Origin of the sequence: Bifidobacterium magnum (assembly GCF_000741255.1) — a bacterium.
Classification (GTDB): Bacteria; Actinomycetota; Actinomycetes; order Actinomycetales; family Bifidobacteriaceae; genus Bifidobacterium; species Bifidobacterium magnum.
In genome coordinates, this window is record NZ_JGZB01000004.1 from 381,803 (window position 1) to 394,530 (window position 12,728).

Below are 12,728 nucleotides of genomic sequence, written 5' to 3' on the forward strand. Positions count from 1 at the left end.
TTCCGTGGCGTACGTTACGAACGCGGCGACAGTCCCAGCGCGCGTAACGCTTCCGACAACGACGCCGTCTGTACGACCGTAAGCCCCTGAATATCAGGGGCTTTTTTCATAGGCGGCACTACGGCCACGGTAAAGCCAAGCCGCGCCGCCTCACGCAAACGGTATTCCAGACGCGGCACGGGACGCACCTGTCCCGTCAACGAAATCTCACCAATCGCACACGTCGTGCGAGGAACCGCACGAGACAGCGAAGCGCTCGCCAACGCCGCCACAATCGCCAGATCGCACGAAGGCTCACGCGCCTTGCCGCCCGCAATTGTGGACACATACAAATCATTATTGAGCAGCGCAATGCCGCCATGCCGGTACAACACGGCCACAAGCATGGCCAACCGGTTCGAATCCACACCATTGACGGCGCGGCGCGGAGTGGGAAGCACCGAATTGGTGACGAGCGCCTGAATCTCCACAGCCAGCGAACGATGGCCGTCCAGCGTGAACGTCACACAAGTGCCATCCACATCGGTCTCGCCAGCCGACAAAAACAGGCCCGCCGGATCCGTAACCTCTTCAATGCCCTCACCACTCATGTCGAAACAGCCGACCTCGTCGGTAGGGCCGAAACGGTTCTTCACGGCGCGCAACAAACGCAACGCCGTCTGCGGCTCGCCCTCGAACTGGCAGACCACATCCACCAAATGCTCCAACGTGCGCGGACCCGCAATCGAACCGTCTTTTGTCACGTGTCCCACCAGCAGCACAGGCACATTAATCGACTTGGCCGTGTCGATCAGGGCGCTCGCCACCTCGCGCACCTGCGTGGAACCGCCGGAAATGCCATCAACGTCCTGCGAAACGATCGTCTGGGCAGAATCCACAATCGCCAGCGACGGCCGCTCCTGCTCGATCAACGCGAGTACGGTGGCCAAATCGGTAGTGGACGCGAGCATGAGCCGATCCTCGACAGCATTGACGCGCTGGGCGCGCATGCGTACTTGCGCCTGGGACTCTTCGCCCGAAATGTACAGCACTTTACGCTCGGGCTCGCGCGCAATATGGCCGGCCGTTTCCAGAAGCAGCGTCGACTTGCCAATGCCGGGTTCGCCCGCAATAAGAATCACGGATCCGGGCACAATGCCGCCGCCAAGAATACGGTCGAACTCGCCGAATCCCGTATGCAACCGCTGCACGGAATCAGTGCCGATCTGCGAAATGGGGGGCGGCGGCGCTCGTGACGGACGCGGCAGCGGGCTGCGTGCGCGACGTGCGGCCGGCTGCAGCAGTACGGGAACCAGCGGCGGGGCGCGCTTCATGGAATTCCTCCACGGTACCCCATTCACCACAAGTGGGGCAGCGTCCCACCCATTTCGCGCCCGTCCAGCCGCATTCGGTACACACATATTGCACAGAAGTTTTCGCCATAGTGACGAATCTAGAGTCAAACCGCGGCGAGCGCAAGTAGGGTAGAGGTCCCTAAAAGCGGCGGGGAGGCGGCCACATGTGGCCGTCATCGGCCGGCCGTGACACAATGGGAGGCATGCCAAAAGCGAATGCATCGAATAGAACGAATGTGAAGCGCAAGAAATCGCAACGCAACGCTTCAAAACGCGGAATGTCTTCCATCATGAAGTTGCGCATCGCCGTGATCGTGGTGGCCGCGGTGGTGGTGTTGTCGGTGGTATTCGCATTCTTCTGGCCGGGTTGGGCCGTACGCAAGGCCGCGACGCCAAGCCAGCTCCACACCGAGGTTACGAGCGCCACGCCCACGATCAAGGCGTCCCCGCTGCCCAAGGACGCAAGCTCGCTGCTTTCCGCCATGCCCGATTCGGTGGCGAATTTTGCGCGCACTTCCGCCAAGGCCACCACGGAATGGAAGGCCTCGGAACCCGTCGAGGAATACAGCGTGGTGTATTCGAACGGCACCGAATCGGAGGACGCCACGCTGATTGTGGGGCAGTGGGCCACCTCGGCCACGGCGCAGCAGCAGTACGATTCGCTCAACGGCGCTTCCACGGGCGATCAGCTGGCCACGGGCAACATCAAGGTGGACGGCAAGACCACGGGCTCGTATGTGGTCAAACAGGCCGGCGACGGCAAAGCCGTGGCGATTTGGAAAAACGATACGGCTGTGTTCAAGATAAGCGGGCCTACCGATTCGGTGGAAACGCTATATGAGCATTTCCCGCTGTAAATCGCACGTATGAACATACGAAAAAGGGCTTCCGGAATGTTCCGGAAGCCCTTATCTATTGGGCGGATGAGGCGAGATTCGAACTCGCGGACAGTTTCCCGTCAACGGTTTTCAAGACCGTCTCCTTCGACCGCTCGGACACTCATCCAAGCGCGATTGCTCTATGTTTTTCTAGCCTAGAATCGCACAAAGAATGACTATACCACAACTTTTCGCGGTGCCAATGTTCTCATGGAATATTGGCTACGAAAACGCTCAGGCTTCCCAAGCGGTAGGTTCGATGACTTCCTTGCCGCCCATGTAAGCGCGCATGGCCTTCGGAATCACGATGGAGCCGTCCTTCTGCTGGTGGTTCTCCATGATGGCCACAAGCCAACGCGTGGTGGCCAGCGTGCCGTTCAGCGTTGCCACGGCCTCGGTGCCGCCATCCACGCGTTCGCGGATGTTGAGGCGGCGGGCCTGGTACTGCGTGCAGTTGGACGTGGAGGTGAGCTCGCGGTAACGGCCCTGCGTCGGCACCCAAGCTTCGCAATCGAACTTGCGGGCGGCGGAGGAGCCCAGATCGCCGGCGGCCGTGTCGATCACACGGTACGGGACCTCGACCTTGCCGAGCATTTCCTCTTCCATGGCGAGCAGGTGCTCATGCTCCTTGTAGGAGTCTTCCGGCTTGGCGTACACAAACATTTCCACCTTGTCGAACTGGTGGACGCGGATGATGCCCGAGGTGTCCTTGCCTGCGGCGCCGGCTTCACGGCGGTAGCAGGAGCTCCAGCCGCAGTAGCGCAGCGGGCCGTTGTTCAAGTCGAGGATCTCGTTCTCGTGCATGCCGGCCAGCGCCACTTCGGAGGTGCCCACGAGGTAGTCTTCGTCGGGCTCGCGCAGGCGGTAGATTTCATCGGCGTGGGAGTTCAGGAAGCCCGTGCCGCGCATGATTTCCGGACGCACAAGCGTCGGAGTGATGGCGAGCGTGAATCCGTGCTCTTCAGCCTGGTCCACGGCCATGGTGAGCATGGCGATCTGCAGACGCGCGATAGCGCCGCGCAGGAAGTAGAAGCGGGAGCCGGAGACCTTCACGCCGCGCTTCATGTCGATGCCGGCAACGCCTTCACCGAGCGTCAGGTGGTCCTTCGGTTCGAAGCCTTCCGCGGCGAAGTCGCGGATCGTGCCGACCTTCTTGACGACCACGTAGTCGTCCTCGCCGCCTTCCGGAGCTTCCGGTTCGACGATGTTGGACAGCTTCCACATGGCGGTGGTGTATTCGCCGGCCGCGGCGTCGGCATCGGCCTTGTGCTGGGAGACCTCTTCGGACAGCGCCTTGGTCTGGGCAATGAGGGCGGCCTTCTCCTCTGGAGCGGCCTTGGCGACCTGCTTGCCAATTTCCTTCTGCTTGGCGCGGGCTTCCTCGTATTCCTTGAGCGAGGCGCGGCGCACTTCGTCGGTACGCAGCACTTCGTCTACGAGTTCCACGGATTCGCCGCGCTTGCGCTGGGAATCCTTCACGATTTCCGGATGTTCACGGATGAATTGAATATCGAGCATAGGCTCAAGAGTAATGCGGTTCGCAGACAGGCGTTTGTGGCCCGTGCGCTGGGCAAATGCGCGGGAATCGCACCTCTTTGGCAACGTGACATTACCATAGGCGCAACTTCTATGGAACTGTTTTATGATGAGTACCGTAAACTTGCGGAACATATATGAGGAGCGTATGCGTATGACTGATTTGTTACCCCCCATTATTGTTGCCGTATTGTGTGTAGTGTTGTTGGCCGCGGCGATCGTTGGCGCGTGGCGGTTGAACTTGCGTCGTCGGCGCAAGCGGCTGTTGGGGAACCGCCACGGCGATCCAGTGTGCTATACGTTCGTGATCAATCCTTCCAAGCCGTCCGCCGAGCAAGTCCGTGCGCATATCACGGAGTTCTGCCATACCCATCACATTGAGAATTTTTCTTTTATCGACACGCAGCTCGACAAGGATGGTCGTGCATGCGCGTTCGAGGCGTTGCGTAACGGGGCCAATGTGGTGATCGCCGTGGGCGGCGACGGCACGGTGCGTACGGTGGCCAGCGCGATGGCCGGTTCGGGACATGCGATGGGCATTATTCCCATTGGTACGGGCAATCTGTTCGCGCGCAACATGGGCATTCCTGTGGACGATTTGGACGCGGCGCTCGGCATTGCCGTTTCCCATGGTTCCTGTACGGTTGATATCGGCCGTCTTACGCTGCTTGACAAGCCTGATGACGACCATGGCCATGCGTTCCTGATTATTGCGGGCATCGGATTCGACGCGATGATGATTGACGATACGGATCCGGAATTGAAGAAGAATATCAGTTGGCTCGCGTATTTCGTGTCCGGTGCGAAACATCTGTTTGCGCCCAAGTACCATGCGACGGTTTCCCTGACGCGCGCGAACGGGGATACGGTGACGAATACGGATCTGCAGTTCCGTACGTTCCTGGCCGGCAATTGCGGTGAGATTCCGATGTTCTCGTTGATGCCAGATGCGACCGTGAGTGACGGCCTGCTCGATTTTGAGATTATCGATACGACGGGCGGCCTGCTGGGTTGGGCGAACCTGTTCGGCGATGTGGTGCACCAGACGATCACGGGCAAGGCGCAACAGAGTCCGCTGTCGCGCAATTCCACAATCGACCAGCTGCAGGGCGTAAGCGCCGAGATCCGTCTGCCGCATCCCGTTCCCGCGCAGGTGGACGGTGATCTGCTGCCGCCGACGCAGCATTTGAAGTTCACGGTGGACCATAACGCGCTGCTGGTGCGTGTGCCCGTGCTCTAACTGTTCGATTTGTTCGGCATGCAAAAAGGCTCCCGCGATTGCGGGAGCCTTTTTAGTGGCTTAGGTGCGCGTCAATCAGTCGGCAAGCGCCTTGTCGACCACTTCGGTCGCCTCGTCGAGCACGCTGGCGAGCGTCTCGGGGGACACGAAGGATTCCGCGTACACCTTGTAGATGTTTTCGGTGCCGGAAGGACGAGCGGCGAACCAGTTGTCCTTCGTGACGACCTTGAGGCCGCCGATCGGCGCATCGTTGCCCGGGGCCTTCGTCATCTTGGCGATGATCTCTTCGCCGCCCAGCGTGGTGGCCGTCACATCGTCGCCCGTGAGGTTGGCGAACTTCTGCTTCTGCTCGAGCGTAGTCGGCGTGTCGACGCGCGCATACCAGCTTTCGCCGAATTCAGCCACCTGCTCCTGATGGATCTGGGCCGGGTTCTTGCCCGTCTTGCCCGTGATCTCCGCGGCCAGCAGGTCGGGGATGATGCCGTCCTTGTCGGTCGTCCACACGCGGCCGTTGAAGCGCAGGAAGCTCATGCCGGAGCTCTCTTCGCCGCCGAAGGCCACTTCACCCGTGAACAGCGGATCCACGAACCACTTGAAGCCCACGGGCACTTCCACGAGCTTGGCCGGGATCGATGCGGCCACACGGTCGATCAGCGAGGAGGAGACCACGGTCTTGCCTACGCCGGCGCCGGCAGGCCAGCCCGGACGGTTGCCGCCGAACAGGTAGGCGACACATACGGCCAGATAGTGGTTCGGGTTCATGACGCCCCAGTTCGGGCACACGATGCCATGGCGGTCGGCGTCCGGATCGGTGCCGCCCACGAGGTCGTAGTTGTCCCACGCGCCGGCGTTCAGGGAATCCACGAGGCCCTTCATCGCGTAGGTGGAGGACGGGTCCATGCGGATCTTGCCGTCGTGATCCAGCGTCATGAAACGCCAGGTCGGATCCACGTCCGGACGTACCACGCCGATGTTCAGGTCGTACTTTTCGTTGATCAGCGGCCAATAGTTGACCGACGCGCCGCCCAACGGATCGATGCCGAGACGCACACCGGAGGAACGGATTACGTCAAAATCGATAACATTCTTCAAATCGTCCACATAATGTTCACGATAGTCGAAACGTTCCACCAAATCGGACTTGATCGCCTGATCGAACGGAATGCGCTTGATCGCCTTGAAGTTGCCGAGCAGCTCGTTGGCGCGGTTGGCGATGGCGTTCGTCACTTCGGCCGGTGCCGGGCCGCCCGTGACGGGGTCGTACTTGAAGCCGCCGTCGGTGGGCGGGTTGTGCGAAGGAGTGACCACGATACCGTCGGCCAGACCGTCGCCCGTGAAACGCTGCGTGCCGTCGGCGGCGCGGTTGTGCGTCAGGATGGCCTGCGAAATCACCGGGGTAGGGGTGTAATCGTCGCGCGAATCGATACGTACGCGTACGCCGTTGGCCACGAGGACCTCGATGGCGGTCTTCCATGCCGGAAGGCTCAGCGCGTGCGTGTCGCGGCCGATGTAGAGCGGGCCGTTGACGCCGGCCGACTTGCGGTATTCGGCGATAGCCTGCGAAATGGCCACGATATGGGCTTCGTTGAACGAGTGCTTCAGCGAGGAGCCGCGATGTCCGGAGGTGCCGAAAATCACGCGCTCGGCCGGAGCGGAGGGGTCGGGGACAACGTCATAGTAAGCACCAATGACCTCGTCCACATTGATTAGATCTTCTGGGGTGGCGGGCATTCCCGCATTCTTTGCAACCATAGTGTTCATTGTGCCACGAAGCATGGGGCGCGATAAGAATTTGATCGAATTTTGTGCGTTTTTGAGACTTAAAGAGAACATTGTGAAATTATGCTGACGGCAAATTATTTCAGAAAACGATTTCCAAATTTTCGGCAAATCTCCATATTTTTCCATGGGTATGACTACGTTTGCAACGTGGAATGCACGGAAAACTCTTTTTCTGGATTTTCTGAAAATGTGAAAATCCGGTAAAGTCTTGAGCACATTCGCCCAAGAGAGCAACGGCGCCACTACGGGACATGAATTCATGGAACTCGGGTGAACATTGAGTTTGATGGAAGATTTCACGAGTTGCGCCATTTTCCGCGTATGCGGCATTGCATAATAAGAAAGGACAATGATGGCCGACTCTACTGCCCAGCAGATTATCGACGCCATCGGTGGCGCGGGCAACGTCAAGAGCTTGACGCACTGCGCTACACGATTGCGATTTGAGCTAGTCGATGATTCGAAGGTCAATAAGGACGCTTTGGATCACATGAAGGGCGTTCTTGGCGCCGTTCCGCAGGCTGGCAATCGTTACCAGGTCGTCATCGGTGGCACCGTCGCCCAGATGTACGACAAGATCATGAGCCTGCCTTCCATGGCCAAGGTGGGCAGCGGAAGCGCCAGCGCCGACTCCGGCAGCGGCGAGATGAGCAACGCGGACCTCAAGGCCGCCGAGCGTGAAAAGGGTATCCGCGGCAAGAACAAGTGGGTCGACAACTTCTTCGAGTTCCTGTCCGACTCCTTCCGCCCGATCCTCGGCGTGCTGCTTGGCGCGTCCCTGATCATCGCCATCCTGAACGTGTGCATCGCCTGCGGCTGGATCTCCAGCGAAACGCAGAACCCGACCACCGTGTTCTTCCAGGCTCTGTACAAGGGCGTCTTCTACTTCCTGCCGATCATGATCGCGTACAACGCTTCCAAGAAGCTGCACGTTGATCCGTGGCTGGGCGGCGCCATCATGGCCGCCCTCATGACCCCGTCGTTCATGAGCCTCATGAACACCACGTGGTCCCAGACCCACTGCCACGAGGTAATGGGCAACACGCAGTGCACCACCACCGTGCTCGGCCTGCCGATGCAGCTGTCCGATTACTCGGGCAACGTGTTCGTGCCGCTGCTGCTCGCCGGTGTGCTCGCACTCGTCTACAAGGGTCTGCAGAAGATCATTCCTGACTCCATCCAGCTCGTGTTCGTGCCGTTCTTCGCCATGATCATCGTCGGCATCCTCGGCGCCTTCCTCATCGGCCCGATCGGCATCTGGGTCGGCAACTGGCTCGGCATCATCCTGTCCTGGCTCAATAGCCACGTCCCGTTCCTCTTCGCCATCCTGATTCCTATGCTGTACCCGTTCCTGGTGCCGCTGGGTCTGCACTGGCCGCTGAACGCCCTGATGCTCATGAACATTCAGACCATGGGCTACGACTTCATCCAGGGCCCGATGGGTACTTGGAACTTCGCCTGCTTCGGCACCACGGCCGGTGTCCTGATCCTCGCCCTGCGTGACAAGGACAAGGAAATGCGCCAGACCGCAACGGGCGCCCTCGCCGCAGGCCTGCTCGGTGGCGTTTCCGAACCGTCTCTGTACGGCATCCACCTTCGCTTCAAGGGCATCTACAAGCGCATGCTGGTCGGCTGCTTCGCCGGCGGTTTGACGATTGCCATCTTGGGCTACCTCTTCCCGTCCCACGTGGCCGGCGCCACGGTGCGCGGCGTGACCACCACGGCCTTCGCCTTCACCTCCTTGCTGACCATCCCGGTCTTCGACCAGATGTGGGTTTACGCCATCTCCATCGCTGTCGCGTTCTTCGTGTCCCTGTTCATGGTGGTCATCTTCGATTACCGTACGCCGGAACAGAAGGCTGAAGTCAAGGCCCGTGTGGCCGCTGCCGCCGCCGAAGCTGCTCACGAGACCGACGCCAACCAGAACGCCGTCCTCTACGCTGAAGAGCACATTGACGACAACCTGCAGCCCGGCGACAAGCCAATGACCCCTGAGGTCATGGACGCCACCGCCGATGCACAGCCGACTACCGCCGTGCTCGCCCCGGTCGAGGGCAAGGTCATCTCGCTTGACGCTTGCGGTGATCCGGTCTTCGCTTCCCGCGCTCTCGGCGAGGGTGTGGCCATTGAGCCGGCCGACAAGTACGTGTACGCTCCGGTTTCCGGCGTGCTGCAGACCGTGGCCGAAACGGGCCACGCCTTCGGCATCAAGACCGACGACGGTGTGGAAGTGCTCGTGCACGTCGGCATCGACACGGTCAAGATGAACGGCGACGGCTTCGAAGTGGCCGTTTCCGCCAACCAGCGCGTGAACGCCGGCGACAAGCTCGTCACGGTTGACTTCAACAAGGTCAAGGATGCTGGCTACAGCACCAACACGCTCATGACCGTACTGAACACGGCCGCCCTCAAGGCGGTCACGCCGGTCGTCAACTTTGACGCCAAGATCGGCGACACGGTCATCAAGATTGAGCACTGATCGATAAATCGGCACTCAATGCAAAGGGCGACGCTCCACGAGGCGTCGCCCTTTTCTATACTTACGAGCATGACTATTACAGTTTCCACTGACGGCAGCGCCCTCGGCAATCCGAACGGACCGATGGGGTGGGCGTGGGCCGACCATAGCGACGCCGAATCGAAGGCGAGCGCGGACCACCACCATTATGGGGATTGTGACGCGGGGGGAGCCACGAACGGCACGAACCAAATCGGGGAATTATGCGCCGTTCTGCAGGCGCTGCGCGCGCACCGCGGCAGCGAGCCGCTGTTGATCGAATCGGACTCCCAGTACGCCATCAATTGTTCCACAAAGTGGGTTCACGGCTGGAAGAAGAACGGCTGGAAAAATTCGCAGAAAAAGCCCGTCAAGAATGCGGACGTGATCAAGGCGATCGACAAGGAAATCACGTCGCGTGAGGGATCTGTCAAATTCCGCTGGGTCAAGGGGCATGCGGGCAACGCGGGCAACGAGAAAGTCGACGAACTGGCGCGTACCTACGCGCAGGATTGCCGTAGCGGCGCCAAAGACGGATATTTGCCCAAGGAAGGGTGGCAGTCGCTGCTCAAAAGCGAGTATGCGGACGACTCCACGGACGTTCCGGCTGACGCGCAACTGCTGCTCGACGGCGCCATTACGGACGAAGCGTATGTCAAATCGCATACGGCCGATCCGGATGTGCCAATCGAGGAAACCGAACATGAATCCGTGGAAGTCGACAAGGACGAAACGCAACCGGTAGCCGGCAGAGCAGGCGCGGTAAACGCCGAGACGGGCGAACTGGCCGACCAAACGCAAGAGGCCGCCGCGCCGCGCTCGGTATCGTCACGGCGTCCGGAACGTGCGCAGGAACGCCAGGCCCCGCGATTTACGGGCATCACCGTGAGCGGCGCCGTGCACATGGCGCCCGAACCGCGCACAAGCCCCTCGTTTACGGGCGGCGCACGCCATATCCACGGGTTTGTGGAAGTCGACGGCTATGTGGAGCCCGACGGCACACTCACGCTCTCCAACGCACCGTTCCTGGCGTAATGGTCCCGTGTGATCGGCCGCGATAGCTAGGATAGAGGCGACCGACAGAAGTATCTATATAAAGGAGTGCTTATGGACAAGGCACAGCAAGATGCGCTGAAGAAGGCAGCTGGCATTGAAGCGGCCAAGCTCATCGAGAACGGCATGATCGCCGGCCTCGGTACGGGTTCCACCGTGCGTTTCTTGGTGGATGAACTGGGCCGCCGTGTGCAGGAGGAAGGCCTGCAGTTCACGGGCGTCACCACTTCCCGCCGCACCCAGGAGCAGGCGGAAGGCTACGGCATCAAGATCGTCGACATCGACGACGTGGACCACATCGACGTGTGCATTGACGGCGCCGACGAAGTGGACGCGAACTTCAACGGCATCAAGGGCGGCGGCGCCGCACTGCTGTGGGAGAAGATCGTGGCCGTCAACTCCGACAAGATCGTGTGGATTGTGGACCAGTCCAAGGTTGTGGACGTGATCGGCAAGTTCCCGCTGCCTGTAGAAGTCATCCCGTTCGGCGCGGCCCACGTGATCGAGCGCTTCGAAAAGCGCGGCTACAAGCCCGTGCTGCGTCTCGACGCCGAAGGCAAGCCCGTGCGCACCGACGAGAACAACTACGTGGTCGACCTGCACCTTGAGCGCATCGACAACCCGCAGGAGCTCGCCCTCGACCTGATCACCACGGTCGGCGTGGTGGAGCACGGCCTGTTCCTCAACATGGTGGACGAAGTGATTGTGGGCGATCCGGACGGCCCGCGCAAGATGTTCAACCCTAACAAGCAACACTGAGCCGCTATAAGATAAGCAAAAACCCGTGGAACCTTGCGGTTTCACGGGTTTTGTTTTCAAGCTCTAAGTACAAGCAATACGTAAGACTACTTGCGCTGGTGACGAGTCTTACGCAGCAGTTTGCGGTGCTTCTTCTTGCTCATCCGCTTGCGGCGCTTCTTGATGACCGAACCCATCTTAAGCCTCCGTTCCTTTTCTAAAAGATTGCAACTCGCCCTATAGTACACGGCTTGCGAGACTAAATGGACATGCAACACACAAAGGGGTCGCGCATTCCTTCCTTTGGCGTCCGCAACGCGCTAGATTGGGCGTCATGAACGTTCCATTGCAATTCCGCGCCGACGGCACTTTCCGTATTCTGCAGCTTGCGGACATCCAGGACGGTCCGGATGTGGCGCGCGACGCCGTCGACTTGATCGAGGCCGTCGTACGCGAGGCCGATCCCGATCTTGTGGTGCTTACGGGAGACCAGATTCGCGGATATGATCCGGCCTACCGGCGTACGTTCATCGCGCGGCGCGACGATCCCGACAACCGTTCCGCCATGGCGCGCGGCATTCAGGCGTCCATGCGGTTGGAACAGACGCTCGGCCGTCTTGCCGGCGCCTGCCGCGCCCATGAGACGCCCGGCGAACGCGCTTCGGACATGGAACGCACGATTGCGAAGGTGGAACGCACGATCGCCGCGTTTTTGCGGCCGATTGTCAGCCGCGGCATTCCGTTCGCCGTCACGTACGGCAATCACGATTTCCAGTGCGGCGTCGATTTGGAGGAACAGGACCGCATATATGCGCGCTTCCCCGGATATGTGGGGCGCGCGCAGGTGGGCGAGAACCATTGGCTGGATCCGGGAACGTATTACATTCCCGTGTACGACCGCGCGGGATCCGCGCCGGCGATGGGCGTGACGCTTGTCAATTCCGGGGATTACGAACCCGATGGCGGCTATGGTGCCGCCGACGCGCGGGCCGTGGCATGGTTGCGTGCCGTGGACCGCGGGCGCACTGCGCAGGGCGCTCCCGTTCCCACGATCGCGTTCCAGCACATCGCGCCTCCCGAAATCTACGATCTGTTGCGTCCCGTGTCACGCTTTACGGCCGGGGCGATTCGCGGGTTCCGTTCCCATGCGGACCGCTGCTATGTGGTGGACGAACGCTTGTGCGTGCCGGGATCGCGATTGGGGGAGCCGCCCAGCTGTTCGGAACACAATAGCGGCGAGGTCGCCGCATTGGCGCAAACGCCCGGCTATTTTGCGCTGTTCTTCGGCCATGACCATTCCAATACGGTGATCGGCAGCATGCAAGGATTGGATTTGGGATACGGGCCGACGTGCGGATTCACGTCCTATGGGCCGCCCGCACGGGAGCGTGGATTGCGCGTGTTCGAGTTTGCGCAGTCCGATCCGCGCCGTTACCGTACGCGCGTATTGACATTCGGCGAGCTGTTGGACCGGCGTGTGCGCCATCCCATGCGCGTGTTGATCGGGTCGACCATGCTTTCGAGCACCAAGTCAATCGGCAACTTCTTGCGCCGCCCGCGCGTCGCCTACTGGATGGGCGCGTTGGCTGGAGCGGGTATTGGCTTTGCGTTGGCCGCGCACGAGGCCGCGCATGACCGGCGCAAACAACGCCGACGGCTTCACTGGTAAG

At 60.5% G+C, this 12,728-nt stretch carries 9 protein-coding genes, 1 tRNA gene and 1 pseudogene; 6 read left to right on the top strand and 5 right to left on the bottom strand.

Annotated features, from left to right (window positions below; translation table 11 throughout):
• Nucleotides 1–14 precede the first annotated feature (14 nt).
• Nucleotides 15–1,422, bottom strand: a pseudogene (radA, locus tag BMAGN_RS05225) (DNA repair protein RadA).
• A gap of 190 nt (nucleotides 1,423–1,612) precedes the next feature.
• Here radA and BMAGN_RS05230 point away from each other — a divergent pair.
• Nucleotides 1,613–2,191 carry a hypothetical protein gene (locus tag BMAGN_RS05230; protein ID WP_026502084.1) on the top strand — a complete coding sequence of 193 codons (579 nt, stop codon included), beginning with the start codon at nucleotides 1,613–1,615 and terminating at the stop codon, nucleotides 2,189–2,191.
• A gap of 63 nt (nucleotides 2,192–2,254) precedes the next feature.
• Here the strand turns inward: BMAGN_RS05230 and BMAGN_RS05235 are convergent.
• Nucleotides 2,255–2,339, bottom strand: a tRNA-Ser gene (locus BMAGN_RS05235).
• A gap of 107 nt (nucleotides 2,340–2,446) precedes the next feature.
• On the bottom strand, nucleotides 2,447–3,730 hold the full coding sequence (gene serS / locus BMAGN_RS05240) for a serine--tRNA ligase (RefSeq protein ID WP_022860117.1): 1,284 nt from the start codon (nucleotides 3,728–3,730) through the stop codon (nucleotides 2,447–2,449).
• A gap of 172 nt (nucleotides 3,731–3,902) precedes the next feature.
• On the opposite strand from serS, the gene BMAGN_RS05245 reads away from it, so the two are divergent.
• On the top strand, nucleotides 3,903–4,988 hold the full coding sequence (locus BMAGN_RS05245) for a diacylglycerol/lipid kinase family protein (protein WP_022860118.1): 1,086 nt from the start codon (nucleotides 3,903–3,905) through the stop codon (nucleotides 4,986–4,988).
• 75 nt (nucleotides 4,989–5,063) lie between these two features.
• Here BMAGN_RS05245 and pgm read toward each other — a convergent pair whose 3' ends face one another.
• Entirely contained in the window at nucleotides 5,064–6,740 is a 1,677-nt protein-coding gene (gene pgm, locus BMAGN_RS05250; RefSeq protein ID WP_022860119.1) for a phosphoglucomutase (alpha-D-glucose-1,6-bisphosphate-dependent), read from the bottom strand.
• A 382-nt stretch (nucleotides 6,741–7,122) separates the two neighbouring features.
• Between pgm and BMAGN_RS05255 the strand changes: the two genes are divergently transcribed.
• From BMAGN_RS05255 to rpiA, 3 genes are all read left to right on the top strand, one after another.
• Nucleotides 7,123–9,249 (top strand): glucose PTS transporter subunit IIA, encoded by a 2,127-nt coding sequence (locus BMAGN_RS05255; RefSeq protein WP_026502085.1) that lies wholly within the window; start codon nucleotides 7,123–7,125, stop codon nucleotides 9,247–9,249.
• A 69-nt stretch (nucleotides 9,250–9,318) separates the two neighbouring features.
• The gene (locus tag BMAGN_RS05260) at nucleotides 9,319–10,302 is read left to right on the top strand and encodes a ribonuclease H family protein (RefSeq protein ID WP_026502086.1); all 984 of its coding nucleotides are present in this window, start codon (nucleotides 9,319–9,321) and stop codon (nucleotides 10,300–10,302) included.
• 72 nt (nucleotides 10,303–10,374) lie between these two features.
• A complete protein-coding gene (rpiA, locus tag BMAGN_RS05265; protein ID WP_022860122.1) occupies nucleotides 10,375–11,079 on the top strand; it encodes a ribose-5-phosphate isomerase RpiA in 705 nt (234 codons plus the stop codon).
• A gap of 86 nt (nucleotides 11,080–11,165) precedes the next feature.
• Here the strand turns inward: rpiA and BMAGN_RS08140 are convergent, their stop codons facing one another.
• Nucleotides 11,166–11,255 carry a 30S ribosomal protein bS22 gene (locus tag BMAGN_RS08140; RefSeq protein ID WP_004268639.1) on the bottom strand — a complete coding sequence of 30 codons (90 nt, stop codon included), beginning with the start codon at nucleotides 11,253–11,255 and terminating at the stop codon, nucleotides 11,166–11,168.
• 137 nt (nucleotides 11,256–11,392) lie between these two features.
• Here BMAGN_RS08140 and BMAGN_RS05270 point away from each other — a divergent pair, with 137 nt between their 5' ends.
• A complete protein-coding gene (locus BMAGN_RS05270; protein ID WP_033510593.1) occupies nucleotides 11,393–12,727 on the top strand; it encodes a metallophosphoesterase family protein in 1,335 nt (444 codons plus the stop codon).
• The last annotated feature ends 1 nt before the right edge of the window (nucleotide 12,728 follow it).